The sequence below is a fragment of the Bacillus sp. C-3-6 genome (genome assembly GCF_054509685.1).
Window position 1 is genome coordinate 2,646,543 of sequence record NZ_CM137247.1, and the last position, 24,632, is coordinate 2,671,174.

Annotated in this window: 34 protein-coding genes; 7 read left to right on the plus strand and 27 right to left on the minus strand. The window is 34.0% G+C overall.

The annotated features are described in order from the left end of the window. Positions 1-21: 21 nt before the first annotated feature. Genes lpdA through ACW0JX_RS13605 form a run of 6 tightly spaced genes read right to left on the minus strand, consistent with a single transcriptional unit; the run spans position 22 to position 5,343 of the window. Positions 22-1,401, minus strand: a complete 1,380-nt coding sequence (lpdA, locus tag ACW0JX_RS13580; protein ID WP_459244832.1) for a dihydrolipoyl dehydrogenase — start codon at positions 1,399-1,401, stop codon at positions 22-24. A gap of 15 nt (positions 1,402-1,416) precedes the next feature. Further along, the gene (locus tag ACW0JX_RS13585; RefSeq protein ID WP_459244833.1) at positions 1,417-2,616 is read right to left on the minus strand and encodes a dihydrolipoamide acetyltransferase family protein; all 1,200 of its coding nucleotides are present in this window, start codon (positions 2,614-2,616) and stop codon (positions 1,417-1,419) included. A 27-nt stretch (positions 2,617-2,643) separates the two neighbouring features. Beyond that, positions 2,644-3,678, minus strand: a complete 1,035-nt coding sequence (acoB, locus tag ACW0JX_RS13590; protein WP_459244834.1) for an acetoin:2,6-dichlorophenolindophenol oxidoreductase subunit beta — start codon at positions 3,676-3,678, stop codon at positions 2,644-2,646. A gap of 17 nt (positions 3,679-3,695) precedes the next feature. Beyond that, complete coding sequence (gene acoA, locus ACW0JX_RS13595) at positions 3,696-4,694, minus strand: acetoin:2,6-dichlorophenolindophenol oxidoreductase subunit alpha (protein WP_000921275.1); 999 nt, start codon at positions 4,692-4,694, stop codon at positions 3,696-3,698. A 30-nt stretch (positions 4,695-4,724) separates the two neighbouring features. Continuing rightward, positions 4,725-4,871, minus strand: coding sequence for a hypothetical protein (locus ACW0JX_RS13600; protein WP_001045412.1), 147 nt, complete (start codon positions 4,869-4,871; stop codon positions 4,725-4,727). Further along, positions 4,864-5,343, minus strand: a complete 480-nt coding sequence (locus ACW0JX_RS13605) for a DinB family protein (RefSeq protein ID WP_000233778.1) — start codon at positions 5,341-5,343, stop codon at positions 4,864-4,866. Before ACW0JX_RS13605 ends, ACW0JX_RS13600 begins: the two co-directional genes overlap by 8 nt. A 165-nt stretch (positions 5,344-5,508) precedes the next feature. Here ACW0JX_RS13605 and ACW0JX_RS13610 point away from each other — a divergent pair, with 165 nt between their 5' ends. Beyond that, complete coding sequence (locus tag ACW0JX_RS13610) at positions 5,509-6,354, plus strand: oxidoreductase (protein ID WP_001034792.1); 846 nt, start codon at positions 5,509-5,511, stop codon at positions 6,352-6,354. A 40-nt stretch (positions 6,355-6,394) separates the two neighbouring features. Continuing rightward, positions 6,395-6,904, plus strand: a complete 510-nt coding sequence (locus ACW0JX_RS13615; protein WP_000901177.1) for a GrpB family protein — start codon at positions 6,395-6,397, stop codon at positions 6,902-6,904. A 76-nt stretch (positions 6,905-6,980) separates the two neighbouring features. Here ACW0JX_RS13615 and ACW0JX_RS13620 read toward each other — a convergent pair whose 3' ends face one another. The 6 genes from ACW0JX_RS13620 to ACW0JX_RS13645 form a co-directional block, all read right to left on the minus strand. Further along, positions 6,981-7,364 carry a DUF4181 domain-containing protein gene (locus tag ACW0JX_RS13620; RefSeq protein WP_095690738.1) on the minus strand — a complete coding sequence of 128 codons (384 nt, stop codon included), beginning with the start codon at positions 7,362-7,364 and terminating at the stop codon, positions 6,981-6,983. Between the two features lie 23 nt (positions 7,365-7,387). Beyond that, positions 7,388-7,849, minus strand: coding sequence for an NUDIX domain-containing protein (locus tag ACW0JX_RS13625; RefSeq protein WP_459244835.1), 462 nt, complete (start codon positions 7,847-7,849; stop codon positions 7,388-7,390). A gap of 4 nt (positions 7,850-7,853) precedes the next feature. Continuing rightward, positions 7,854-8,177 (minus strand): DUF4181 domain-containing protein, encoded by a 324-nt coding sequence (locus ACW0JX_RS13630; RefSeq protein ID WP_003274417.1) that lies wholly within the window; start codon positions 8,175-8,177, stop codon positions 7,854-7,856. A 68-nt stretch (positions 8,178-8,245) separates the two neighbouring features. Beyond that, positions 8,246-9,076 carry a PP2C family serine/threonine-protein phosphatase gene (locus ACW0JX_RS13635; RefSeq protein ID WP_015055144.1) on the minus strand — a complete coding sequence of 277 codons (831 nt, stop codon included), beginning with the start codon at positions 9,074-9,076 and terminating at the stop codon, positions 8,246-8,248. Further along, the gene (locus tag ACW0JX_RS13640) at positions 9,054-9,554 is read right to left on the minus strand and encodes an HIT family protein (RefSeq protein ID WP_178389855.1); all 501 of its coding nucleotides are present in this window, start codon (positions 9,552-9,554) and stop codon (positions 9,054-9,056) included. Before ACW0JX_RS13640 ends, ACW0JX_RS13635 begins: the two co-directional genes overlap by 23 nt. An 89-nt stretch (positions 9,555-9,643) precedes the next feature. Further along, the gene (locus tag ACW0JX_RS13645) at positions 9,644-9,814 is read right to left on the minus strand and encodes a hypothetical protein (protein WP_033689096.1); all 171 of its coding nucleotides are present in this window, start codon (positions 9,812-9,814) and stop codon (positions 9,644-9,646) included. A gap of 214 nt (positions 9,815-10,028) precedes the next feature. Between ACW0JX_RS13645 and ACW0JX_RS13650 the strand changes: the two genes are divergently transcribed. Then, the gene (locus ACW0JX_RS13650; protein WP_144465250.1) at positions 10,029-10,217 is read left to right on the plus strand and encodes a hypothetical protein; all 189 of its coding nucleotides are present in this window, start codon (positions 10,029-10,031) and stop codon (positions 10,215-10,217) included. A gap of 101 nt (positions 10,218-10,318) precedes the next feature. Here the strand turns inward: ACW0JX_RS13650 and ACW0JX_RS13655 are convergent, their stop codons facing one another. Both ACW0JX_RS13655 and ACW0JX_RS13660 read right to left on the minus strand, forming a co-directional pair. Continuing rightward, a complete protein-coding gene (locus tag ACW0JX_RS13655; RefSeq protein WP_016081306.1) occupies positions 10,319-11,155 on the minus strand; it encodes an ABC transporter permease in 837 nt (278 codons plus the stop codon). Continuing rightward, positions 11,148-12,353 (minus strand): quaternary amine ABC transporter ATP-binding protein, encoded by a 1,206-nt coding sequence (locus ACW0JX_RS13660; RefSeq protein ID WP_089171219.1) that lies wholly within the window; start codon positions 12,351-12,353, stop codon positions 11,148-11,150. The genes ACW0JX_RS13655 and ACW0JX_RS13660 overlap by 8 nt, the downstream gene beginning before the upstream one ends. Positions 12,354-12,524: 171 nt before the next feature. Here ACW0JX_RS13660 and ACW0JX_RS13665 point away from each other — a divergent pair, with 171 nt between their 5' ends. Further along, on the plus strand, positions 12,525-13,382 hold the full coding sequence (locus ACW0JX_RS13665) for a glycine betaine ABC transporter substrate-binding protein (protein WP_001227615.1): 858 nt from the start codon (positions 12,525-12,527) through the stop codon (positions 13,380-13,382). Positions 13,383-13,425: 43 nt separating this feature from the next. On the opposite strand, the gene clpP is transcribed toward ACW0JX_RS13665, so the two are convergent. Both clpP and ACW0JX_RS13675 read right to left on the minus strand, forming a co-directional pair. Continuing rightward, positions 13,426-14,007: an ATP-dependent Clp endopeptidase proteolytic subunit ClpP gene (gene clpP / locus ACW0JX_RS13670; RefSeq protein ID WP_000991612.1), complete on the minus strand. Its 582-nt coding sequence runs from the start codon at positions 14,005-14,007 to the stop codon at positions 13,426-13,428. Positions 14,008-14,028: 21 nt separating this feature from the next. Next, on the minus strand, positions 14,029-14,715 hold the full coding sequence (locus tag ACW0JX_RS13675; protein WP_000337521.1) for an RNA polymerase subunit sigma-70: 687 nt from the start codon (positions 14,713-14,715) through the stop codon (positions 14,029-14,031). A 141-nt stretch (positions 14,716-14,856) separates the two neighbouring features. Between ACW0JX_RS13675 and ACW0JX_RS13680 the strand changes: the two genes are divergently transcribed. The 3 genes from ACW0JX_RS13680 (at position 14,857) to ACW0JX_RS13690 (ending at position 16,390) form a co-directional block, all read left to right on the plus strand. Beyond that, positions 14,857-15,177 carry a 2Fe-2S iron-sulfur cluster-binding protein gene (locus tag ACW0JX_RS13680; RefSeq protein WP_001125388.1) on the plus strand — a complete coding sequence of 107 codons (321 nt, stop codon included), beginning with the start codon at positions 14,857-14,859 and terminating at the stop codon, positions 15,175-15,177. A 4-nt stretch (positions 15,178-15,181) separates the two neighbouring features. Beyond that, the gene (rpiA, locus tag ACW0JX_RS13685; RefSeq protein WP_001049982.1) at positions 15,182-15,844 is read left to right on the plus strand and encodes a ribose 5-phosphate isomerase A; all 663 of its coding nucleotides are present in this window, start codon (positions 15,182-15,184) and stop codon (positions 15,842-15,844) included. 111 nt (positions 15,845-15,955) lie between these two features. Then, positions 15,956-16,390, plus strand: coding sequence for a GNAT family N-acetyltransferase (locus ACW0JX_RS13690; RefSeq protein ID WP_001190870.1), 435 nt, complete (start codon positions 15,956-15,958; stop codon positions 16,388-16,390). A 126-nt stretch (positions 16,391-16,516) separates the two neighbouring features. Here the strand turns inward: ACW0JX_RS13690 and ACW0JX_RS13695 are convergent, their stop codons facing one another. From ACW0JX_RS13695 to ACW0JX_RS13745, 11 genes are all read right to left on the minus strand, one after another. Further along, positions 16,517-17,884 carry a lytic polysaccharide monooxygenase gene (locus ACW0JX_RS13695; RefSeq protein WP_001065156.1) on the minus strand — a complete coding sequence of 456 codons (1,368 nt, stop codon included), beginning with the start codon at positions 17,882-17,884 and terminating at the stop codon, positions 16,517-16,519. Positions 17,885-18,326: 442 nt separating this feature from the next. Next, complete coding sequence (locus ACW0JX_RS13700; protein WP_459244836.1) at positions 18,327-19,520, minus strand: macrolide family glycosyltransferase; 1,194 nt, start codon at positions 19,518-19,520, stop codon at positions 18,327-18,329. A 91-nt stretch (positions 19,521-19,611) separates the two neighbouring features. After that, the gene (locus tag ACW0JX_RS13705) at positions 19,612-20,292 is read right to left on the minus strand and encodes a formylglycine-generating enzyme family protein (protein ID WP_095690731.1); all 681 of its coding nucleotides are present in this window, start codon (positions 20,290-20,292) and stop codon (positions 19,612-19,614) included. Between the two features lie 161 nt (positions 20,293-20,453). Continuing rightward, positions 20,454-20,957: a DNA topology modulation protein gene (locus ACW0JX_RS13710; RefSeq protein ID WP_459244837.1), complete on the minus strand. Its 504-nt coding sequence runs from the start codon at positions 20,955-20,957 to the stop codon at positions 20,454-20,456. 23 nt (positions 20,958-20,980) lie between these two features. Further along, positions 20,981-21,367: a ribosomal maturation YjgA family protein gene (locus ACW0JX_RS13715; protein WP_106824861.1), complete on the minus strand. Its 387-nt coding sequence runs from the start codon at positions 21,365-21,367 to the stop codon at positions 20,981-20,983. A 65-nt stretch (positions 21,368-21,432) separates the two neighbouring features. After that, positions 21,433-22,140, minus strand: a complete 708-nt coding sequence (locus ACW0JX_RS13720) for a class I SAM-dependent methyltransferase (RefSeq protein WP_459244838.1) — start codon at positions 22,138-22,140, stop codon at positions 21,433-21,435. Between the two features lie 21 nt (positions 22,141-22,161). Beyond that, positions 22,162-22,515: an MmcQ/YjbR family DNA-binding protein gene (locus ACW0JX_RS13725; RefSeq protein ID WP_459244839.1), complete on the minus strand. Its 354-nt coding sequence runs from the start codon at positions 22,513-22,515 to the stop codon at positions 22,162-22,164. A gap of 15 nt (positions 22,516-22,530) precedes the next feature. Then, positions 22,531-22,935 carry a GNAT family N-acetyltransferase gene (locus ACW0JX_RS13730; protein WP_265938178.1) on the minus strand — a complete coding sequence of 135 codons (405 nt, stop codon included), beginning with the start codon at positions 22,933-22,935 and terminating at the stop codon, positions 22,531-22,533. 35 nt (positions 22,936-22,970) lie between these two features. Beyond that, entirely contained in the window at positions 22,971-23,387 is a 417-nt protein-coding gene (locus tag ACW0JX_RS13735; protein ID WP_459244840.1) for a GNAT family N-acetyltransferase, read from the minus strand. A 28-nt stretch (positions 23,388-23,415) separates the two neighbouring features. Then, complete coding sequence (locus ACW0JX_RS13740) at positions 23,416-23,787, minus strand: hypothetical protein (RefSeq protein ID WP_440605301.1); 372 nt, start codon at positions 23,785-23,787, stop codon at positions 23,416-23,418. Then, positions 23,784-24,560: a serine hydrolase gene (locus ACW0JX_RS13745; RefSeq protein WP_459244841.1), complete on the minus strand. Its 777-nt coding sequence runs from the start codon at positions 24,558-24,560 to the stop codon at positions 23,784-23,786. Before ACW0JX_RS13745 ends, ACW0JX_RS13740 begins: the two co-directional genes overlap by 4 nt. Positions 24,561-24,632 lie beyond the last annotated feature (72 nt).

Consider the following 24,632-nt stretch of genomic DNA (forward strand, 5'->3'; position numbering starts at 1 on the left):
AGTGGTTTATTATATTTCCATTTAAGCATGTACAGCATGTCCTACCGCTTGCATTAACGCTTCATGAATTGCTTCTGATAAAGTAGGGTGTGCTGCAATATAATCTCTCATTATATCAGCGGTAACTTCTGTATGAATCATTATGGTTCCTTGACCAATAAGTTCAGTTGCATGAGGACCGATAATAGAAATCCCTACAATTTCTTGGTATTTAGGTTCTACAATGACTTTTACTTTACCTACTTGTTCTCCTAAAATAAGAGCTTTTCCGTTCGCTGTAAAAGGGAATTCTCCGATGAGAATATCACCATATTGTTCTCTTGCACCTTTTTCACTTAACCCGACACTAGCTATTTCTGGAGCTGTGTATATACAACGGGGCACAGCGTGATAATTTACTTTCACGTCTTCTCCGCTTGCGTGTAATGCTGCTGTCGTTCCTTCATGGAAGGCAACGTGAGCAAGCTGAATTCCACCAATCACATCACCAGCTGCGTAAATATGCGATACGTTCGTTTGCATATGTTCATTCACAGCAATCCCTTTATTTGAAAACTGAACTCCTGCCTTTTCTAATCCTAATTGTTGTACTTCTGGTTTTCTTCCTACGGAAACAAGAACAAATTCTGGAGTTACTTCGTGAGTAATTCCCTCGTATTCAAATGCAGCTTGCTTCTTATAGTTATTTAATCCTTTTAAAACTGCTCCCGTAAAAATTTTCACACCATCTTTTTCTAATTTTTCTCTTAAAATATTCGCAATATCTTCATCTTCACCAGGTAGTAATTGCGGTGCCATCTCAACTATCGATACTTTTGTACCAAGTCTACTATAAATACTTGCAAACTCGCATCCTATTACACCACCGCCAACGATTAACAATGAAGATGGTATACTCTCAAGAGACATTGCATGGCTACTATTTAAAATCCATTTTCCATCGAACGGAGCGAATGGTAATTTTGTAGGCTTGGAACCAGCTGCGATAATAAAGCTCTCTCCATCGATTAATTCTTCTTTATTTCTTTGTACAACTCGCACACGATGATCCGTTTCGAATTTCGCTTTTCCTTTTACAACTTTAATTTTATTTTTCTTCATTAAATATTGTATTCCTTGGACAAGTTGCATTACGATTTGTGATTTCCTCGCCTGTATTTGCCCCCAATCAATTGAGATATTTTCTGTATTAATCGTAACTCCATAATCATTCGCTTTTCTCACAATGTCATGTACTTCAGCACTTTCTAACAGTGATTTCGTCGGCATACACCCAACATTTAAACATGTTCCGCCAAGGTCAGCTTCATCAATAAGAGTGACATCTTTGCCATTTTGAGCCGCGGTAATTGCTGCTACATAGCCAGCAGGTCCGCCCCCAATAACAACTAATTTACTCATTCTCTCACCTTCTCTTTATAAAAGAATTGTTATAGGTTCTTCTAAATAATGTTTAATTGTGCGTAAAAATGCAGCTGCTGGTGCACCGTCTAATACACGATGATCGAATGTTAAACTTAAAGGTAACATACTTCCTTTTCTTAATTTTTTTCCCTTAAATACAGGAACATGTTCAATTGCGCCAATACCTAAAATACCAGTCTCAGGTGTATTTAATACAGGTGTGAAATATTCAATACCAAAGCTACCTAAATTACTAATTGTAAATGTCGTTCCGTGCATATCATCACTACTTAAACTACCTGCTCGCGCCTTTTGTGCCACATTCTTAATCTCTTTAGACAACTCTACTAAAGATAAATTATTTGCAAAGCGAATAGCTGGAACGATTAACCCTTTTTCTAATGCGACTGCCATGCCTAAATGCACATGTTCAAATTGATGAATTGCATCATCTATATAAGCGCTGTTCATTTCTTTATGCTCTCCAAGTGCTAATACAGCAGCACGCGAGACGAAATCCGTAATGGTTAATTTATTATCATATCTTTTTTGTACAACGTTCGCTATTTCTTTATGTAAAGCAACTAAATCTGTTACATCTACTTTCATCGTTAACGTTAATTGTGCGCTATTTTGTAAGCTTACGTGCATACGATTTGCGATCGCTTTACGCATACCAGTAACAGGAATCACGTTACTTTCTTCTTGTTCAGATATTTCCAGAACGATTCCTCTTACCTCAAATGCTTTTAATACATCTGCCTTTGTAATCCTTCCGCCAGGACCTGTACCAACTAATACATTGATATCAAAATTTTCAGACTTTGCAATTTTCTTTGCTACAGGTGAAATTTTAATTCTTTGCTTCGCTACTTCTTTCCCATTTGCTTCTTGATTTTGTACATTTTGTACTTCTATTTTAAATGTTTTTTCTTCTACCACATGTGTGCTTTCCTGCATTTCTACTTTTTCATTCGGTTTACCGATGTAGCAAATTACAGTACCAGGCGGCACCCCTTCATCTTCACTTACAGCTATATCAAGCACCGTACCATCAGCTGGCGCTTCAATTTCCGTTTCAATTTTTTCTGAATTAATACTAGCAATTAGTTCTCCTTTTGCTACATTATCGCCTGCTTTAATATTCCAGCTCGTAATAATACCTTCTTTCATCGCCATACCTAACTTCGGCATTACAACTTCTACAGCCATGTTTCTCTCTCCCTTCTCATCGTTTTATTACACATGTAATAAAGATTGGTCTCCAATCATTTCTGATACAGTTTCAATTACTTTTTCTGGCGTTGGCAAATACAACTTTTCAAGTGGCGGCGAGAACGGAACAGGTGTGTGTGGTGCTGTAATTCGTTTAATAGGTGCATCTAACAAATCAAAACCTTTATCCGCTACAATTGCCGCAATATCTGTTGCCATACTACATCTAGGATTCGCTTCATCAATGACGATAAGACGATTTGTTTTTTCAACAGATGATAAAATCGTATCCTCATCAAGCGGTGATAAAGATCGTGGATCAATTACTTCTACTTCAAGCCCCTTTTTCGATAATTGCTTTGCAGCTGCAAGCGCTGTATGAACTTGCTTTCCGATTGCGACAATTGTTACATCAGAACCTTCCCGTTTAATATCTGCTTTTCCTAATGGAATTGTATAGTATCCTTCTGGCACTTCACCTTTCATATTGTAAAGTGTTTTATCCTCAAAGAAGATTACTGGATCATCATCTTCAATTGCCGCTAATAATAAGCCTTTTGCATCATACGGTGTGGAAGGAACAACAACTTTAATACCTGGTATGCTCGTAAATAATGCGTACAAACTTTGTGAATGTTGAGCTGCTGCACTAAAACCAGCGCCATGCATCGTACGTACTGTAACGGGTACTTTTGCTTTACCTCCAAACATATAACGGAATTTAGCACCTTGGTTTAATACTTGATCAAGACAACTACCGATAAAATCATTAAACATTAACTCAGCTATCGGACGTAATCCAGTTACAGCAGCTGCCATCGCAGCTCCCATATAACCCGCTTCAGAAATTGGTGTATCCAATATACGATTTCGGCCAAACTCTTGTACAAGTCCTTTCGTAACACCAAGAACACCACCCCAAGCTTCATCATCTTGCAGATGATCAACTTGTGCACCGCCTGCAACATCTTCACCTATTAAAATTACATTTTCATCACGACGCATTGAAATTTTCATCGCTTCATTAATTGCAGTTGACATACTTACTGTTCTAGTCATAATTTTTCACCCTCCTCTTATTTGTAAGAAACGTATACATCTTTTAATAATTCTTCATCGTCTGGGTATGGACTATTTTCACTAAATTCAATGGATCTTTGTACTGCATCATCTACTGCTTTTTCCATATCAACAAGTTCAGATTCCGTTAATAAACCTTCATGAATTAAATGCTTACGGAAATTCACAATTGCATCTTTTTCATTTAAATGTTCTTCTTTTTCTTCTGATGTTTTATATGTTTGTGCTTCACCTTCGAAATGACCATAATTACGATATGTCATACATTCAATAATTGTTGGACCATCACCATTACGTGCACGTTCCACTGCTTCTGCAGCAGCTTTATATACAGCTAGAAGATCTTTTCCATCTACTTGAACACCTGGAATATTATAAGCTTTTGCGCGATCAGCGATAGAATCACAACTTGAAGCATATTCAAATGTAGTTGCTTCACCGTAACCGTTATTTTCTGCAATAAAAATAACTGGTAACTTCCAAATCGCCGCTAAATTAACCCCTTCATGGAATGTTCCTTCATTATTTGCTCCGTCACCGAAGAAGCAAACACTTACATCTTTTGTTCCTTTATATTTAGCTGTTAATGCTGAACCGCAAGCAAGTGGGAAACCGCCGCCTACAATGCCATTCGCACCTAGCATTCCTTTATCTAAATCGGCAATATGCATGGAACCGCCTTTTCCTTTACATAATCCTGTCGCTTTCCCGAAAAGTTCAGCCATCATACCATTTAAATCACAACCTTTTGCGATACAATGTCCATGACCTCTATGTGTACTTGTAATACTGTCACTATCCGTTAAGTGGGCACATACACCAACTGCTACCGCTTCTTCACCTGCGTATAAATGAACGAAACCTGGCAAAACGCCTTGCGCGAACAATTCATGCACCTTATCTTCAAACTTACGAATTTCTAACATTTTTTCGTACATCCAACGAGCTTGTTCTTTCGTAATTTCATTCCCTTTACTTTCAGTTGTTTTTAACATGTCCAGCCCTCCTATTTTCTTGTTCGTCTTTTATATTGCAAGTATTGTGCCAATTTCGAATCCTTGTTTTAATAGGTTTTCTCTATCTTTAAACAATAAAAAAGTGGACAAAATGAGACGTTTGTCTCGTTTTGTCCACTTTTGTTCCCTTAATAAGAGAATTGTTACTTTATTCATTATCAAAGCTCTTCTGTAATTTTCGGATGTAAATAATTTGACCAATATGATATGCATTATGAGTTGTTACATTCGCTAGCACTTCCCACCACTTTGCAGAAACAGGAAATCCCACTACATCACTTTCAACCTTTTCTTCATTTATGAGATTTTGCCATTGTAACAGTTTTTCTAGTAGTTTTTCCCGTAATTCATCGAAAGTTTGATTATCTGAGAGCATAAAACTTTTGTTATTATCTCCTATAGCGGGTACTGCATTCACATTTGATTCTTTATACCTAGTTTGCCACGTAGAGTTCCAATACAGTAAATGTTGTACGATTTCAGCTATACTATTACTCTCTTCATTCGGTTTCCAGAAAGCTTCCCTCTCAGATAAATCCTTAACTGCATCTGAAAATGGCATATACCAACTGGGATCATTTGCATTCGCTAATAGCTGATCTGCTAATACAGCTTTTACATGGACCATTTTTCTTCCCTCATTTCATTATCATATTAATATACACTACTCTATATACGCTGATTCCCTATAATCTCCTTTTTTACATACAAATTCATTTCATACTGAATGTAAGAATAATAGATTTTCTTATCATAACTCGTTATGATAAAAGAAAAAGAAAGCTGGCGAAAAATGAATAAAAAAATCGCAATAATTACTGGAGCCTCAAGTGGATTTGGACTATTAACTACACTCGAACTCGCAAAAAAAGATTATTTAGTTATCGCTACAATGCGAAACCTTGAAAAACAAGGAACCTTACTATCCCAAGTTACTCAACTTAACTTACAGCACAATATAAAAGTTCAACAATTAGATGTAACAGATCAAAATTCTATACATAATTTCCAATTGTTTTTAAAAGAAATTAATAGAATAGATCTCCTTATAAATAATGCAGGATATGCAAATGGGGGCTTTGTAGAAGAAATCCCAGTAGACGAATATCGAAAGCAATTTGAAACGAACCTTTTTGGAGCTATATCAATCACTCAGCTTGTTTTACCATATATGAGAGAACAAAGAAGCGGAAAAATCATTAATATAAGCAGCATTAGCGGCCAAGTTGGATTTCCTGGTTTATCTCCTTATGTATCTTCAAAATATGCATTAGAAGGCTGGAGTGAATCGCTTCGCTTAGAATTAAAACCTTTCGGAATAGATGTCGCTTTAATTGAACCTGGTTCTTACAACACAAATATATGGGAGGTTGGTAAACAACTAGCTGAAAACCAATCTGATACAACATCTCCTTACAAAGAATATATGGATAAAATACAAAAACATATTAATAGCGGTAGTGATACATTTGGTAATCCGATAGATGTTGCTAATAAAATCGTTGAAATTGCTGAAAAAAAGCGTACTACTTTACGATATCCTATTGGAAAAGGTGTAAAATTTATGATCTTTACGAAGAAGATTCTTCCTTGGAGATTGTGGGAATACCTTGTTTTGAGAAGCTTTAAGAAGATGTAATAAACTTTTTGAAAACTATTTTGAAAGAGGTGCTAATTAAATGTTAGGTTTACCGTATGGGGAAGTGTTTTTAGTGCCGTGGACTGAAGAATGGGAAATTGAGTTTATGAAAGAGAAACAAATCATTGAGGAACAAATTGGCGAACATATTTTAGCGATACACCATATTGGTAGTACTTCTATTCCATATTTAAGTGCAAAGCCAATTATTGATATAGCAATTGAATTAGAAAATTATACGGACGGTATACATTGTATTAAAAAGTTAGAACTACTAAACTATAAATATAGAAAAGAAGTATTACCCGAAAGATACTATTTTAATAAAGGTGAACCAAGAACTCATCAAATTCATATGTATGAACAAGGGAATACATATTTAATAGAACAATTACAATTTCGTGATTACTTAATAGACAATAAAACTGCACGCATGCAGTATGAACAGTTAAAGATTCAACTTTCACAAGCTAATCCTACTGATAAACATAAGTATGCAGAAGATAAAACTAATTTCATTACATCTATATTAACTAAAATAAATGCTTAAATAAACAAGAAACCATTTAGTAGTAAATGGTTTCTTGCTTATTAGTTATTTCATTATTTGCACTATCAAATTTTTATTATACAGCAGGTGGAAAGAAGTAAAATAGTATCGAAGTCATAAAAATAAACGTGAATACCCCAATTACCGAAAATATATATTCTTTCGATTCTTTATCATACTTCCATTCCATCAATGCTCTTAAGATTAACGTCCCACCTAAATAAGAAAAAATGACATAAGCGATATTAACACTTTCAAATTTAAAGATAAATATAAAGCTAGTTATTAAATAAATAAAAAGTAGTCCTATTCCCAATTTTTTATGTAAACTATTTACATGTTTCTTATATCCCCAAAAACCACCCTTGGGCATATTCAATTTTTTTCTTAAAAACTTATCGAGAAAGTAGACAGCTATACAAAAAACAATAGTTATAATCCAAAAAGTAGAAGCTCCCATTTTCACCCCTCCTATTATTTCATTTAATTACTTGAAATAAATTGGACTATATTACGGTTATCCCCTTCTAAATAACTTATGATGCCTTCAGGATATGTCGGCTTCTCCTGTAATTCCTCTAGACTTTTCCAAATTAATATAATATCCTCATGCTCTTTATGCCTTATTTCATTTGTAATGATTTTTTCAACAGTCCCCCAATGTATCAATGTACAATGATGACCATTTTCGTTGCCCCACTCAAAAATATTTTCATTTACAATTGCTAACTCTTGAACATCAACTTTCAAATCGTATTCTTCTATTAACTCTCGAATTATTGCTTCTTTTGACGTTTCACCAAATTCAATAGAGCCACCTGGAAAACGATAAAATGATTCATTCTCATCACATTGTACTAGTACTTTTGAATGTTCGTCGTTTACAATCATTACTTCAGCACGTAATTTAGGTATTTTCATTTTGTCACTCCGTTCATTCCACATATGATTAAATCCAATAACTATAAAAGAAGAGATTAAACATAATTCCTGTTATTATTAATAATGGAACTGTCCCTAAAGAAATGACATATTCCCTCGATTCTTTATTAAATTTCCACTCCATAAATGATTGAAAGCAGTATAAAGTTATTAAAAATAAAATGGGTAAATTACTAATATAAACGGGATTTAAAGTAGCACATATCATCGTAACAATTATATAAGAAATAATAAGAGCCCTAGTGCCCCATTTATGAAAGTTGTTTACATATTTACTATTCCAGGCAGTTTGTTTCGGTATATTTAATTTTTTTCTCACTACTTTTTCCAAAATAACTACAAATATGATCCATAATACTAATAAAATTACTTTAACTAAAAACAGTGATGTCTCCTCCTTTACCTTTTATCCGGCTGATCACTCGGATACGTAGCATTCTCTTTGTTTTCAACGTCCCAACTAATAATTGTTGCACTATCCCGTCCGAATTGATGATGAACGTGCTCTAATACATGATGAACACTTTCTTCAAGCTCTATTATATTTCTATTCATATCATTATACAGATTTAATGGTGTTTCATAGTGTCGTTCCCCGCACTCTAATATTCCATCTGTAACCATTACAATTCGGTTCTTTCCAGTACGTAATTCACGAATACCTGATGAATAACAAGGAACAGGTAAATCAAATGTGTTTACATTTCCAATCCATTCGTAAAAATGACGTTGATTTAATGCATATTGTCCTAACTTATGTAACTCTTCGTGAAATACATAAACTAAACAATCACCAATAGAAAGCCACCATATATAATTTTCTTTTCTTACACATAGTAAGCAAGCTGTTTCACCTTGTATTCTTTTGCACTTTTCCTTAAATGAAGATGACTGAAAAATTGTAAGTATATGATTTTCAACAGACTGAAATACTGTATCAATTGGTTCATTCAAAATTACGCTTATATTTTCATATTCTTTTTCGATTGTATTTACTACTAAATCAACACTTTCTGCACTATTATGTCCATCTAATATAGCTGCAAATTCCCATTCACCATTTGACCAAACTAATGCACCATCTTCATTCTTTTTCGCTCCAGCACTTATATTCCCGCCATATTTACCAAGTACAATATCACCATATTGCTTAACTGAAATTTCTCCTAAACACATTTCTATATTTCCAACCCATGAATATTGTGTATTATTTGTTGTATGCATACTCATTTACCATATACTTACGTATTCTTTCGCATAGTTTTTTTATTTTCTCTTCATCACCATATGGTGCACCAGTCCATTTCGCTACTTCGGTTGGTGACCAAAATTCTTTTGGTGTATTGGGATAACGTGGAATAATGTGCATATGCATATGTGGTACACCATTTCCTGAAACAAAAGTGTAAATATGCTCTGCACCTTCGCTTTCTTTTAGCGCTTTACTTACTCTACTTGTTATAAGTCCGAACGCTTTCGCTTCTTCATCTGTTAGTTCAGCAAGTCCAGGTACATGTCTTTTTATATCTATCATTACATAACCTAGGTATGTTTCTTCACTATCCCAGTGGACATGTCCAACGTAAACGAGTTCATCTTCGTAAATAGCTCCACCTGGAACTATAATATTTCCTTTATGTTTTTTGCAAATGAAACAGTTTTGTTCTATTTGATTGTTTGTTGACATATCTATCACCTTCCTTTTCATATATAATATCACAAAAAAAGGAAAAACAGGTTTCGTATTCCGAATCTTCATTCTTTTAATACAATAATTTTTGAAATGAATTTACATCATTATTTCTTCAAAAACGCAATCCCAATTATAATCCCAATCACAATTCCGATTACTAAATTATTTGTAAAGTGCCCTTGAAATACACCGATTACAACCCCTATACCGACACCTATTGCCAAAGCATCATTTCTTTTTTTATTTTTAGCCAAAATTGCATCTCCTCCTACCATTTCTCGCTAAATAACATACATTTACATGAATGTATTAATATACGAACTATCTCGCTTAAATATTTCTAAAAAATGTACTGTAACTTCACATATAATATTTTCCATTTTCTGTACATACTCCTTTTATATTGAAAAATTTTCAAGTAACCATTAATTATACATAGGCATTTACTATAAGAAAGCTTCGTAATTTATTGAAGGAGGAACGATTCAAATGTATCCTCATTGGAATCCAAATATAAATCAACAGTATGTTTATTCCCCCCATCCCGCAAGGAATACATTGCATCATGATTCACAATATATGATGCAATGTATCGCAAGTCTTGAAAATCAATTAACTAAATTAATCTCATTAATCGAGGAAAATAATCAATTCATTAAATCAATGGAACAACAATAAAACCAAGTTTGCGCACCAGCTGGAGGTTCTGTTATCGTTCGTATGTAAACTGGATGCAATAAAAAACACACTTTGTAGTATAAAAGTGTGTTTTTTGGTCATTATTTTCTTTTCGTATGGAACCCTTGTGTAATTCGGTCTAATATAATTGCGATTACTACGATAGCTAATCCAGCTTCAAATCCCATTCCGATATTAACTTGTGTTACCGAGCGATATACATCAACTCCAAGTCCAGGAGCTCCTACAAGTGACGCTGTTACAACCATCGATAACGAAAGCATAATACTTTGGTTCACACCAGCCATAATCGTTCCGGTTGCAAGTGGTAATTGTACTTTAAATAGTTTTTGTGATGCAGTGGATCCAAATGCATTCGCTGCTTCAATTAAATCTTCTGGAACTTGTCTAATTCCTAAGTCAGTAAAACGAATTGTCGGTGGCATTGCAAAGATTACTGATGCAATAATTCCAGGTACTACACCTACTCCGAAAAATGTGATCGCTGGAATAAGGTATACGAATGCAGGCATTGTTTGCATAAAATCTAATGTTGGTTTTAAAAATTTTGAGAAACGTTCATTTTGAGATGCTAATATACCAATTGGAATTCCGACAATAATTGAAATAATAACTGACGTAAGTACGAGTGCCAATGTTTGCATCGTTTGTGCCCAGTAGTTAATATTCAAAATAAATAATAATCCAATAAGCGTAAAAATGACTAAAGATGGTTTTCTCGTTGTGTACCAAATGAGGAAACATAAGATAATAATCATCAATATGGCAGGTATTATTGTTAAAAAATTAGTGAGTAAATCAACGAATCCACCAATAATATAAGAGAATCCTCGGAATAAGCCTTCAAAGTGCTCATATAAACTTGCAACAAATGAGTCGACCCATTCCCCTAATGGAATACGCGGTATACTATTCATCGTCTTTCACCTCTTCCTCAATGTTTCCTGCAAGAGCTTGAATGACACTTTCACGTTTAATAATTCCTCTTAGCCTTTTCTTCTCATCGATTACTGGTAACGGATATTTCATCTCCGCCATTTTTGCATACGTCTCTTCCAGTAAAGTATCTAAATACACATGTGGAATATCATTAAGTAATAAATCAGCAATCGGCCACTGTTTTTGTACTGCCTTACTCGCATCATCCGCAGTTAATATACCTAAAAACTCATACTTTTTGTTTACAACATATACAGTTGAAACACCAGCATTCCTCATAATTTGAAGGGCTACACGAGGTCCACGATCAATTAATAAAGTTTCTGGTCGTTTTAAAATAGACTCCGCCGTAATTACTTTTCCTAAATTCACGTCCGCAACAAACTTTTCTACAAATTCATTAGCGGGGCTCATCATAATTTCTTCTGGCGTTCCAATTTGAACGATTTCTCCATCTTTCATTAATGCGATACGATCTCCAATTCGAAGCGCTTCATCTAAATCATGCGTAATAAATATAATCGTTTTTTCCATTTTATCTTGCAACTCTAACAATTCATCTTGCATTTCTTTTCGAATAAGTGGGTCTAATGCACTGAATGACTCGTCCATTAGTAATACATCTGGATTATTCGTTAGTGCCCTGGCGATTCCAACGCGCTGCTGCATACCACCACTAAGTTGACTTGGATAATTATCTTTATGATGATCGAGTCCTACTAACTGTAGCGATTCTAACGCTTTTTTCTCTCGCTCTTCAACTGGAACTCCTTGTATTTCTAAACCATATGCAACATTTTGTATAACTGTACGATGCGGAAATAGAGCGAATTTCTGAAATACCATACTCATTTTCGTTCTTCTTACTCTCCGTAACTCTTCTTTTCCCATCGTTGCGATGTCTTCACCATCTATGTATATATGACCTGCAGTTGGTTTAATCAATTGATTTAACATACGAACTAGCGTAGATTTCCCGCTACCAGACAAACCCATAATAACGAAAATTTCTCCAGAATATACTTCAAACGTTGCTTTTTTCACCCCAACGTTCATTCCTGTCTCTGTTAAAATTTCCGATTTACTTTTTCCTTCTTTTAATAAGGAAAGGGCTCTTTGCGGATGTTTCCCGAATACTTTTGTTACGTTTTCAACACGCACCTTTGTATTATCCATGTCACTACTCCTTTTCTACCCATCTATTCACATAGTGTTGCGATTTTACAAAGAAATATTACATAAAAATGACATTCATAAGATTTCTTTAAAATTCTCTTTTCCGTTCATAATAAGAATGCTTACTTATACATTTATTTTATAAGGCAAACGTTACTTAGGAGGTTTTCGATGCGAAAGAAAATTTGGTTTATATGCCTTGCATTATTTATTACTATGATTTTCACTTCATGTAATGCAACAAATGCAAATTCGAAAGGAAAAATTAAACTTGGTGTAACAAGTTGGAAAGAAAATATTGCAACTGCAAACATGTGGAAAGTTTTATTAGAAGAAAAAGGCTACAAAGTTGAGCTCATGTATTTAGAAAAAGCCGCAATTTGGACTGGTGTTGCTCGTGGCGATGTTGATGCGAATTTAGAAGTATGGCTACCAGTTACAGATAAACCGCTAAACGATCGTTATAAAGATGATATTGTCTTAAAATCAAAATGGTACGAAGGTACTGGACTAGGTTTAGTCGTCCCTTCTTATATGAAAAACATAAACAGTATCGAAGATTTAAATGCTCATAAAGATGAACTAGATAATAAAATTGTCGGTATCGAACCCGGTAGTAGTCTTATGAATTTAACGAATAAAGCAATGAAAGAATATGATATAAAACTAAAACTTGTCCAATCCTCTGAAGCTGCGATGATGAGTGAACTAAAGAAAGCATATACAAAAAAGAAACCAATCGCTGTTACGCTTTGGAATCCGCATTGGGGTTTTTCAGAATTTGACTTAAAATATTTAAAAGACCCTAAGAAAGTATATGGTGAAAAAGATGACATTTATTACTCCGTTCGTAAAGGTTTCGAAAAAGATCACCCAGATGTTATAAAATACTTTGATAAATGGAAAATGAACGATGAACAGCTCGGTACGTTAATGGTCATGTTAAATAAAACAAAAGATCCTGAAGAAGCTGCGCGAAAATGGATTAAAAAAAATCAAGCATTAGTTGATGAATGGGTAAAGGATTAATAAAAAGGCTAGAGAATTAATATATCCTCTAGCCTTTTTCATCTTATTTTTTCGTAACAACATCATCTACAATCCCATATTCCTTCGCTTCTTCTGCAGTCATAAAATAATCTCTTTCTGTATCATGTGCTACTCTTTCAATCGGTTGGCCTGTTTTTTCTGCAATCATTTTATTAATATCATGCTTTAACTTTAATATTCTTTTCGCAGTTATTTCAATTTCTGTTGCTTGCCCTTGTGCACCACCAAGCGGCTGATGAATCATAATTTCACTGTTAGGGAGCGCAAACCGTTTTCCTTTTGCTCCAGATAATAATAGCAATGCACCAAATGATGCCGCAAAGCCCATGCACAGCGTTTGCACATCTGGTTTAATTAAATTCATCGTATCTAATATTGCAAAACCTGCTGTCGTTGAACCGCCGGGGCTATTGATGTATAAGAATATATCTTTCTCTGCATCTTCTGCTTCTAAAAATAATAATTGAGCTACGACACTACTCGCTACTTGATCATTAATTTCTGAACCGATAATAATAATGCGGTCTTTTAATAACCTTGAATATATATCATAGGAACGTTCTCCTAATTTTGTTTGTTCTACTACATATGGAATTGCATTCATTTTAAATCCCTCCAATACTTGTTATGCTGCGCAAAGCATACAACTGTAGGAAGAAGGTTGTTTCACATTAAATAATAAGACTGGCTGTTTAGATGGTAACTTAGTAAAATCTATTGACGGAAGCAGTTTCGTTAATAATTCCGGTCTCTCTTCTCGAATAGACGTTACTACAACTTCCATATCATCTGTGAATTCGACTATCTCGACCCCTTCTTCACTTACAGTTTTCAGCCTATTTCTACTCCGAAATAAAGAAGCTTTCACTGCACCTTCTGATACAGAACACACTTTAGCAATATCAGCGATACTATATTGAAAAACATCTTTTAATAATAAAATTGCGGATTGCTGTACATTTAATGAAGACAATACTTTCCCTACCATTTCATGCAAATCTGCAATGTTCTCATGTGGTTCTTCAAAAGTGATTTGTTCTCTTATTTTTTCATGAACAGACTTAGACTTCATCTGATCTAACCAACGATTTCTTGCTATTTTATAGACGAGTGTCATACAAATATCTTTATTTCTATATTTTTGAAGCACTTTACACACTGTTTCTTGGGCGAGATCTTCCCCATCCCATTTGTTTTTCGTTAAAAAAGTACAATATCTTTTTAACTCTCCATATTGTTCAATTAAAAAGTTTATATTTGAATGATTCATATCGATACGGTTCTTTAAAACATGAGTTACTTTTGTGCACAAAATAACCACTCCTTTTCAGCGCTTACTTAATAAACGATTCAACATAAAAAAAGTTACGGGGATATAAAAAAATAATGTTTATGTTCAATAATTCGCGGTCATAAATATGTTATGTACAATTTTACGTGAGGAGGAACAAATTTGCCAAAATTAACAATTGAAGGTGCGGGAACATTTGATGTAAAAGAAGGAACGAAGTTAGTATTAGCAATTGAAGATAGCGGTGTCAACATTCTTCATCGTTGTGGCGGGAATGCACGTTGCACAACTTGTAGAGTAGAAATACTAGCAGGTGATTTCTGTGAAGCGAGTGCGAATGAGAAACATGCAATGACGGAAAAAGGGATTGAAGACCATTTACGATTATCTTGTCAAATGCGTGTACATAAAGATATAGTCGTTCGTCCGGTACTTACAGTTGAAAATTCAGGTCTTGATGCCGGACCGCGTCCGGCGGAGTAAAGCGATGAATTTAAAACAGCTCGCTGGCGAATATGCCGCTAACTTTGTAAATGATGGCATGAAGATTGGGCTTGGTACAGGTTCTACTGTATATTGGACAATACAAAAATTAGGTGAGCGTGTAAAAGAAGGATTATCATTTCAAGCTGTACCGACATCAAAAGAAACTGAAGCATTAGCACATCAACTAAATATCCCCCTAATTTCGTTAAACGACGTACAAAGTCTTGATCTTACAATTGATGGAGCGGATGAAATTGATTCAAATTTACAACTTATAAAAGGCGGTGGCGGTGCATTACTTCGCGAAAAAATCGTTGCCTCTTCCTCTAAAGAACTAATTATCATTGCTGATGAATCGAAACTTGTAACACATTTAGGTACTTTTCCATTACCTATTGAAATCATCCCTTTTTCATGGAAACAAACCGAAAATAAAATTCAGTCTTTAGGATGTCAAACAACATTACGTTTGAAAAATAATGAAACCTATATAACCGATAACAATAACATGATTATCGATTGCATATTCCCTAATCATATTTCTAATCCTGCCCATTTACACACTCAATTAAAAATGATTACTGGTGTAGTTGAAACAGGGTTGTTTATAAGTATGACGAGTAAAGTAATTATCGGCGCTAAAAATGGGATAAAGGAATTGTAATAAAAGCTAACTTTTTAAAGTTGGCTTTTTAGTATGTTCTCCTCTTAATAGCGCTTTATTATGATATACTATGAAAACACAAGCTGATTACACTAGAAAGGACTGAACATTTTGCAATCCAAACTTATAACAGAACTTGCTGATTTAGAAACTGCCTTTCATATTCGAAAAGAAGTATTTGTAAAAGAACAAGGTGTCCCTCTTTCAGATGAATTCGATACATTCGATGAAATCGGAGAGCAATGTAAACATATTTTAGTTTATTATAATGAGCTTCCTGTAGGTACAGGGCGTATACGATTTGTTGATGGCGTCGGAAAATTAGAACGTATTTGCATTTTAAAAGATTATCGTACATACGGATTAGGTAAAGTTATCATTCAAACGTTAGAAGAAATTGCTCGTAACGAACAAGCTACAAAAGTGAAACTACACGGGCAAACACAAGCTGAAGGATTTTATAAAAAATTAGGTTATGAAACTTCTTCTGATATATTTATGGAAGATGGCATTCCGCATATACTTATGACGAAAATGTTATCATAATAAAAAGGGTAGTGTATGAATCTTATGTATTCATACACTACCCTTTTTTATTAATAGAAAAGTGAATTCTCAAGATTCCCTTTTTCATCAAAGCCCATCATCTCTTAGTTCATATCTAGGTAAAGCTTACACTGTTTTCCATAATGATAATGCATAAATCCAGTTCGGATCACCATTTCCTTGATAACTCTGGACTGCTTCATATACTTTTCCTTCGTGTAGAACTCTATCTCCCTTTTTATATGCTTTTTTTGCATCCCACGCTTCATATGAAGCGCTTTCGGTTTTTGTAGTAATTGTGAATATATCACTCTGTACGGATTCATTTCCAGCTACATCAACAGCTTTTACTACATATTTATAAGTAGTATTAGCGAGCAGATTTTTATCCATATAAGAAGTTGTATTGGATGTTGCAATCTTTTTCATTGATCCTTCTGTTTCTCTATAAATATCGTAATGGTCTACACCAATATTATCGTCAGATGGACTCCACATTAAATCCACACTTGACGCTGTCGTTCCCATACTATGTAATCCTTTTGGTTGTGTTGGTGCTTCTGTATCAGGAATCTCATCTGTTGTTTTTACTGTAAGCGCTGTACTTTCTTTCGATACATTTCCAGCTGAGTCAATTGCTTTTACAGTATAAGAGTATTCTGTGCTTGGTTGTAATTTCTTATCAATAAAATGAGTGCCTAGTACTGTATCGATCATCTCTCCGTTTCGGAAGATTTGATATCCTTTTACCCCTACATTATCCGTAGAAGCGTTCCATGTTAGTTCTACACTATTCGCTGTTACTTTTTGCGTCTGAAGTCCATTTGGAATACTTGGCGCTTCTATGTCTGGTTTCACATCATTAATAAGATTAACATCAATTACATTATAGAATGCATTTGCTGTATCAGCTACATCCCATACTGCTAAAATCACATGATATCCACTACGATCAGTAGGTATATTGATTTTATGAGTTAAATTATTTGAAGCTGCAGAACCATCATGTTGTACAGTTCCAATTGGTTCGAAATCTGCTCTTGTTAGCGCTTTATTTGGATTCCATCCTTTTTTGGTAATATAGTAATGCCACTTACTCGTTAAGTGAGGCGCAGTATACTTCCAAGTAAATGTATTTTCCCCACCAGTAATTGTATTTTTAAACCAACGATTTGCTGTTTGTTGATCTAAAATACCACCAAATTTTCCGCCTGCTGAAGCAATTTGTCCATCTACTGGACCACCTTGTGGGAAACCTTTTGGAGCTTCTAAACTTTGTGGTTCATACATAACACTTCCACAGTTTACATTTAGCGCACCATAAGTTGAACTACATAAAGCGGATCGGCTACCGGGCTTTTCAACAAAACCGTGCGCATAAGCATTTTGAGGAATAAGTGTCGTACTAATAATTCCAGCTGTTAATGCTACAGCTCCTAAACTTTTTTTGTTCATTTTCATATTTTGTAGTTGTTTTAAAAATCGATTATTCATGTTCATGTCTCCTTCTTGTTATACTTTGTAGTGGAATGTGGGCTTTGATGTAAAAGAATAACAAGAGACAAACTTGTACCGATGTATGTGTTAATTATGCATACACCGCAGTAAAATTATATTTTTCTTGTGAAATATTTCACTTTATGGATATATCATGACATAGAAATTACCTGAGTATGTGCAGAAGTTGTGCAGAAACAGTGAAATTATTACTAACATGTAAAACTAAGTCCTAATATTTTAAAATAAAATTTGAATATATTTATCTATCATCTTTACTTCATAATTGAAAATACATTTAACTGGTTAACTTTTATTCTTATACTTATATCTCTCAGTGCCTTAGTTTTAACCATACTAGATATTAAAAATAAGAATTATAAAGTTAAATAAAAAGCATCCTATTTAGATGCTTTTCTAATGTATAATTTCATTTTTTTCACTGACCTACAAATAAAAAAATTTCATCAACAGCTTCCTTATATCCACCTGATTTTTGGAAAGATTCCTTCAAATTCAAAGCAACTTCTTTAAATGAACGATTATTTAATACTATTTCTACACGTTCACTTAGTTGATCCACAGTTAATCCTTGCATTTGTAATTTTACTCCTGCTCCAAGACTCTCCACTTGCTTTGCGACTACTGGCTGATCTGCACTTTGCGGTATTACAACGAGCGGAACCCCGTTATACAGTCCTTCATGCGCACTGTTCATCCCGCCGTGTGTAATAAATAGTTTCGTATATGTAAGTAGCTCAGTTTGGGGTACATAGTTTTTCACAATGAAGTTTTTAGGAATTTCGCCTAGATCACTTATTTTTGTTTTACTACCAATAGACATAACAATTGTATGCTCACTATTCTCAAAGGCCTTCATACACAGTTTATAAAAGTCAATCGCTTCATTAAAAACAGTACCTAATGAAATATAAATCGGACTTTTTTCTTCAATTGAAGTAAAATCAACGTCTCTGTTTTTCATTTGTGCAGAGATAGATGGTCCTACAAATTTATATGTTTCATCAAACGTATCACCAAAAGGCTGGAACTCCTTAATTGTATATACAATAGTAAGGGGTGCAGGATTACAGAAAACTTCATACGATGATTTTATTTCAACACCATATTTTTCAGCAATTCCCTTCGTTAAGTTTTGAAAATCATTCTGTATTTTATCATAAATTTCTACTGGGATATTTTTTGATAGATGACCTAACATTTGCTCAAAGGATTTTTCATCCTGCGCAAAAGATGTGCATGAATTTATGGCTGGAAGTTTAAGGATTTGAGCAATTAAATGGCCACAGCCAAACATAGAATCATGAATTATGTAATCAAAATGTTCACCTTCAATTTGTTCTAAAACGCTAGGTATTACAATATCCGCTGTATGTAGAAGGCCATTTATTCTTTCCTGTAAATAATTTCTGCCTCCAGATAGAAACGCTTTTATAAATTTTTGATCATCAATCGTTCGTACAGTAGCACCTGTCTTCTCAATCCGCTCCCTGAAAGCTTCTATTGAAAAATAAACGACCTCTTCACCACGAGAAATCAATTCATCTACAACTTGTAAAGTTGGATTTATATGTCCTTCTGATCCAGCATTAATAAATAAAACACGCGCCATAATAAACACTCCTTACGTTAAATCATTTCTATGTTGGAAAAGTACGGATTCTCTCCATACTCTTTTCCTAGCTGTTCGTATCATGTTCCTACTAAATTGACCTAGCGAGTCTAAAACCGAGATCATCTATATGAAATGTAGGATGGCTTCGACGACGACAAGTAGCTCCGCACCCTCTCGCTGTTTCAGCCCAACTACCACCACGAAAAATGCGGTATGATCCGTACACTGTTTCATCATACAAATCATAACACCATTCCCAAACGTTCCCTAGCATATCATAAAGTCCCCATACATTCGGTTCTTTTTGGCCAACGTCATGAATCTCTCCATTTGAATTTTCATTATACCACGCTATATCATGAAGTTTCCCGTATGTATATCCGGTTGTACTTGCTTTACATGCATATTGCCACTCCGCCTCAGCTGGTAATCGGTAGCCATTTGAACCTAAATTACATTTCACAATTTGACCACCATTACTAATAGAATAATATTCTTTTAATCCCGCTTTTTTTGAAAGTACATTACAAAACGCAATGGCATCGTTCCATGAAATATTGACAACTGGTTTATGATTTTTATCAAAATTATTTAATGTACTATTTGTAATAGCATCATATAGTTCCATTGTTACAGCATACTTTGCAAGAAGAAATGGTTGAATTTGTACTTGCCATTCTTTTTTTATTCGATCATCTCTTAATACTACCTCTCCAGCTGGAATATTGACCATTAATGAATCGATTAGTTGAATTAAATCGTTAGTCATTTTCTATTCCTCCAAACGTTCATTTTATATGAACTTATAGTCATATACTTATTACAAAATACAATTTTCAAAAAGCGTTAAATCTTTCATAATAAAAAACGATTAGTTTTATTAAACTAATCGGTAAGATCCACAAAGAATTTTTGTGTTACATTCTATTATTATATGTGCTCTAAAAATTTCCGAACCTCATATGGAGATTTTAAAACAATAACCTTTTTCTCTTCGGGCAATTGCTCTAACTCTTTTAAAATTGTAGGTCGTTTAGCATTAGGATATTCCCATATCCATTTAAAAAATTGCAAATCAAATCTTTCTTCACATCCCGCGCCCATATCTGGTCTTGTTTTATTTCGGTATTTTACAATTCTTTTAAAAGCCCTATAAACACAAATTGTTCTATGAATATCAAGGAAGATAATTGTATCATCTGCATTCAGTCTTATACCCATCGTCCCGCCGTAATTCCCATCAATAATCCATTTCTCATCTTTAATTAAGTTATTTTGAACTGTTTTTTGTTCTTCTCTCGGAACACCTTCCCAATTCGGTTTCCAAAATAATGCATCAAGATGATGCACCTTAATATTTAATTTATTCCCTAACTGCCTTGCTAATGTAGATTTTCCTGAACCACCAGAACCTATTAATATTATTTTTTTCATAAAGGGCTCCTTTTTAAAATCGATTATTTCCTCCGTAACATAAACTCACAAAGTATGCCAACAACAACACCAATTGTATAAGCCACTAAATCACTCCACAAAAAACCGTATCCCAACACGAGTCCGCCTAAAGTCGTTGCACGAATGCTATCTATCCACTTCGCATGATACAATTGGCTCACTTCAATCCCGTAGCAAAACATTAAACTAATAAAAGCCAACTTCTTCGTCTCTGTTTTAGGAAACAAAAATCCAAAGCCAGTGAAAATCATTAATGCCCATAATGCATCACCTAAATAATCATTTAATAGATGTGGTAGTGCAAAAGAAAACTTTCTTGAGCTAAGACCTAAAATAATAACAACTATAGTAAATAGTGCATATAATACTCTATTTCGTTTCGTATTCATTTTAAAGTCTCCTAATATATAATGTATAACTGTAAATAGCTAGTAAAATAAAGTTATTTTACTAGCTATTTATTGATTGCTTTTATGATAAGAAAATGTGGATTCACATTTAAATAATGATATGATTTTTCGCTTACTTCTTTCATTTTTTCAATTGCCTTCGGTTCCACTATCTCTTCTAATACAAAATAATTTGTAGTTTCATTTAGTATGTCTTGTAATGATCTTCTAAAAAACTTGACTTCAATAGTAATATTCGGTTTAACCCAAGTATCTATTAATAACTGTTTTTCAAAATAATTTTTACATGGAAACTTTGTGAAATCCATAAAAGGATGATGAATAGAATAAATAAGTTCTCCACCTGGCTTCAATACACGACGAAATTCTTGAAATACTTGATTCCAATTTTCTATATAATGAAGAGTTAATGAACTTACAATAACATCATATGTATTATCTTCAAATGGCAATGTTTCTTGCAGATCATGACAAAGAAACGTTGCTTCTTCTCCTATATTTTCTTTTGCTGCTTTTACCATTTCAGGACTTACATCAATTGCTATAACCTTTGCTCCTCTTCCTATGAATTGAGAAGTATACCATCCAGCTGCACATCCAGCATCTAGTATCATTTTTCCTTCTAGTTCCTTTGGAATAAGCTCCATCATCGCCGGTCTTTCATAATAACTGTTATATGGATTTGCGAAATCTAGATTTTCTTTATATGTACTCGCTAATTTATCATACGTATCTTTAATCGAATCTTTCATTACACACACTCCTAATATATATTAATCCATTAACTCCTGCTGCTTTTTCTTTGAAAATGATTGTAGTACTAAATCATACGACCAATCAATCATTTTATTAATTTGCTCCTGCTCTATATCCTTCTGAATATAAATGGTATTCCAATGTTTTTTATTCATATGATACCCTGGAATAATAGTTTCTGGATAGTCTTCTCTTATTCTTAATGCGACTTCTGGATCACACTTCAATGTAATCGCAGCTTTTTCGCCTTCTTCATGATTTACTATCGCAAATATTTTATTATTAAGCCTCATACATGTTGCACTCCAACTATCTGGAGAATCTTCTGTCGCTTTTCTTTTCGATAAACAGTACGCTCTTGTTGCATTCATTTTAATTGGCACCTCTTATTCTTTCCCTGTTTGATTACGATGCATCACAATTTGCTTCGTTGCTTGAAATTGCTGCTCACCGTAAAACTTTATTAGCTTCTCTCCGCAAAATAGACTAACAATATGAATATGAGATATTTCCTCGAGTAACATTGTAAGCATCTTCTCTCCAATACCTTTATTTCTTACACTCTCATGTACGACAACATCTTCTATGTATGCTCGAAAAATACCATCAGAAACGACTCTAGCAAATCCAATTAATTCGTTTTCTTTCCATACTCCAATTGCTATACTATTCTTTAACATTTTTTCAATATCTATTTCTTTTCTTTCTGGCCACCAACCGACAGAATCATAAAGTTTTTTTATTTTTTCTGCACAGATCGGTTGTTCGTGTTGCACTTTATAAGTGTACATTTTAATACTCCCGTCATCTAGTCTACATAATATTATTATAATCTCTTTTCGAAAAAGTGCTGACTATGACCTTTCGGGTGATCTTCAACGACACCATACTCCCTGTAACCGTGCTTTTTATAAAATTCTGGTGCTTGGAAACTAAATGAATCTAGCAATATTAATCTACACCCTTTTTCCTTTGCAATCCCTTCAATTTCATGTAAAAGTTGGCTGCCATAACCATCATGACGAACTGATTCATCAACCCATAAAAAGTCGATATGAAGATGATAAAAATACATCGTACCTGTTACGCCACCAAATATTTTTCCTTCTTCATTTTTTACTACGAGGCTTACTTCTTCCATCGGCTGTCTTGCCTCATCTGTTAAGATGGACATATTATATTGAATGACTTTATTTTTAATGTATTCTCCTTCAGTGCGTGTACCGTTCTCTATATGTTTCATATACATTGCTTCCTTTCAGCTTAGTACGCTACATTTTATTTTTCCCCTTTAAAATACTAATCAAAACGAATCCACCATATGTAACAAAGCATGAAAAGCCAATTATCCCTGATACAGAGACATAGCCTACCATTATGTAACTTATAACTGCAAAACAAGCGATAGACAATAAAATAGATGGCCAAAATATAACAGCTATTTTTCTTCGTCCTCGTTTCGATGTACTTTCTTTCTCTCCAGAAACACGTGTGCCAAAAAGCAATACAATACAAATAAGGATCGCTGTAAAGTAAATTGTATCTAATGACAAATCGTGATCATATAGTGCGATTCCAACTTCAAGAGCAATAATCGTTAAAATTAAAATAATGATTGTTGAAGTCTTTAAGTTTCTTTTCAACCGCTCACTCCTAGCATGTTTTCACTATATTCTTTGTATATGTACTTTAAAACTACTGCAAAAACTTCATCTACCTCTTTATTTTCACGGCGATTCGGTAAATCTTTTCTCCCAATCACATAAAGAAGCGGAAATTCGTTAAACATTCCTATTATACCAATATTTATTGTAGCTGTGAGCAATCCACCTGTCATATGGGCTAAATGATAATATGGGATTTCTTCATACTCCCCTTGTTGTCTTACCATACCACTAATAATTGGTTCCCATAATTCTGGTTCTGATTTATAACCTTGAAAGGTTTGTATCAAAAGGGCAAGAACTTCATTTAAGTCTCCAATATTTTTCTCATCTCTAGCATTCTCTTGTATATGAATTTTTGAAAAGTACGTTTGTACATACATTTTCACAGCATCCCATCCACCACAGTGCATTACAACTGACTGTGCAACGTAACTATCATGACAAGCTATCATTACCTCGACCGCTTGACTAAGTGTTAAAGAAGTTCTTCCTTGTAAGTGCGGATATAACTGCGTACTATCTTCATGCGGATTAAATTTAATGTGATGAAGTATATCATTCCAATTATGTTTATTTTCCTTCACCATTTGTGCTACTACAAATCCAATAACTAATTTTGCTGCTGATGCTAACGGAATATTTAATTCACTATTATATGAAGCAACTATACGATTGTTTTTTGTAGAATAAATTTCCATTCCCACATAATTAGATTGTACCTCTTTTATTTTATTTATGACAGTTTCCATTTCCATCCCTCTTTTCATATCATTATATTAACTTCTAATAATTCAATATTGAATATAAAAAACCTTTTTATC

Excerpts from the sequence above, each read along its gene's own strand:
- ACW0JX_RS13715 (WP_106824861.1), bottom strand. The coding sequence starts at position 21,367 with ATGAATACGAAACGAAATAGAGTATTATATGCACTATTTACTATAGTT.
- ACW0JX_RS13705 (WP_095690731.1), bottom strand. The coding sequence starts at position 20,292 with ATGACTAACGATTTAATTCAACTAATCGATTCATTAATGGTCAATATT.
- ACW0JX_RS13620 (WP_095690738.1), bottom strand. The coding sequence starts at position 7,364 with ATGGGAGCTTCTACTTTTTGGATTATAACTATTGTTTTTTGTATAGCT.
- rpiA (WP_001049982.1), top strand. The coding sequence starts at position 15,182 with ATGAATTTAAAACAGCTCGCTGGCGAATATGCCGCTAACTTTGTAAAT.
- ACW0JX_RS13605 (WP_000233778.1), bottom strand. The coding sequence starts at position 5,343 with ATGGTCCATGTAAAAGCTGTATTAGCAGATCAGCTATTAGCGAATGCA.
- ACW0JX_RS13610 (WP_001034792.1), top strand. The coding sequence starts at position 5,509 with ATGAATAAAAAAATCGCAATAATTACTGGAGCCTCAAGTGGATTTGGA.
- ACW0JX_RS13710 (WP_459244837.1), bottom strand. The coding sequence starts at position 20,957 with ATGAAAAAAATAATATTAATAGGTTCTGGTGGTTCAGGAAAATCTACA.
- ACW0JX_RS13635 (WP_015055144.1), bottom strand. The coding sequence starts at position 9,076 with ATGAGTATGCATACAACAAATAATACACAATATTCATGGGTTGGAAAT.
- ACW0JX_RS13735 (WP_459244840.1), bottom strand. The coding sequence starts at position 23,387 with ATGAAACATATAGAGAACGGTACACGCACTGAAGGAGAATACATTAAA.
- ACW0JX_RS13585 (WP_459244833.1), bottom strand. The coding sequence starts at position 2,616 with ATGGCTGTAGAAGTTGTAATGCCGAAGTTAGGTATGGCGATGAAAGAA.
- acoB (WP_459244834.1), bottom strand. The coding sequence starts at position 3,678 with ATGACTAGAACAGTAAGTATGTCAACTGCAATTAATGAAGCGATGAAA.
- ACW0JX_RS13695 (WP_001065156.1), bottom strand. The coding sequence starts at position 17,884 with ATGAATAATCGATTTTTAAAACAACTACAAAATATGAAAATGAACAAA.
- acoA (WP_000921275.1), bottom strand. The coding sequence starts at position 4,694 with ATGTTAAAAACAACTGAAAGTAAAGGGAATGAAATTACGAAAGAACAA.
- ACW0JX_RS13645 (WP_033689096.1), bottom strand. The coding sequence starts at position 9,814 with ATGGTAGGAGGAGATGCAATTTTGGCTAAAAATAAAAAAAGAAATGAT.
- ACW0JX_RS13700 (WP_459244836.1), bottom strand. The coding sequence starts at position 19,520 with ATGGCGCGTGTTTTATTTATTAATGCTGGATCAGAAGGACATATAAAT.
- ACW0JX_RS13650 (WP_144465250.1), top strand. The coding sequence starts at position 10,029 with ATGTATCCTCATTGGAATCCAAATATAAATCAACAGTATGTTTATTCC.
- lpdA (WP_459244832.1), bottom strand. The coding sequence starts at position 1,401 with ATGAGTAAATTAGTTGTTATTGGGGGCGGACCTGCTGGCTATGTAGCA.
- ACW0JX_RS13660 (WP_089171219.1), bottom strand. The coding sequence starts at position 12,353 with ATGGATAATACAAAGGTGCGTGTTGAAAACGTAACAAAAGTATTCGGG.
- ACW0JX_RS13625 (WP_459244835.1), bottom strand. The coding sequence starts at position 7,849 with ATGTGGAATGAACGGAGTGACAAAATGAAAATACCTAAATTACGTGCT.
- ACW0JX_RS13640 (WP_178389855.1), bottom strand. The coding sequence starts at position 9,554 with ATGAAAAGGAAGGTGATAGATATGTCAACAAACAATCAAATAGAACAA.
- ACW0JX_RS13615 (WP_000901177.1), top strand. The coding sequence starts at position 6,395 with ATGTTAGGTTTACCGTATGGGGAAGTGTTTTTAGTGCCGTGGACTGAA.
- ACW0JX_RS13665 (WP_001227615.1), top strand. The coding sequence starts at position 12,525 with ATGCGAAAGAAAATTTGGTTTATATGCCTTGCATTATTTATTACTATG.
- ACW0JX_RS13725 (WP_459244839.1), bottom strand. The coding sequence starts at position 22,515 with ATGAATGCAACAAGAGCGTACTGTTTATCGAAAAGAAAAGCGACAGAA.
- ACW0JX_RS13600 (WP_001045412.1), bottom strand. The coding sequence starts at position 4,871 with ATGAATAAAGTAACAATTCTCTTATTAAGGGAACAAAAGTGGACAAAA.
- ACW0JX_RS13655 (WP_016081306.1), bottom strand. The coding sequence starts at position 11,155 with ATGAATAGTATACCGCGTATTCCATTAGGGGAATGGGTCGACTCATTT.
- ACW0JX_RS13730 (WP_265938178.1), bottom strand. The coding sequence starts at position 22,935 with ATGTACACTTATAAAGTGCAACACGAACAACCGATCTGTGCAGAAAAA.
- ACW0JX_RS13720 (WP_459244838.1), bottom strand. The coding sequence starts at position 22,140 with ATGAAAGATTCGATTAAAGATACGTATGATAAATTAGCGAGTACATAT.
- clpP (WP_000991612.1), bottom strand. The coding sequence starts at position 14,007 with ATGAATGCAATTCCATATGTAGTAGAACAAACAAAATTAGGAGAACGT.
- ACW0JX_RS13745 (WP_459244841.1), bottom strand. The coding sequence starts at position 24,560 with ATGGAAACTGTCATAAATAAAATAAAAGAGGTACAATCTAATTATGTG.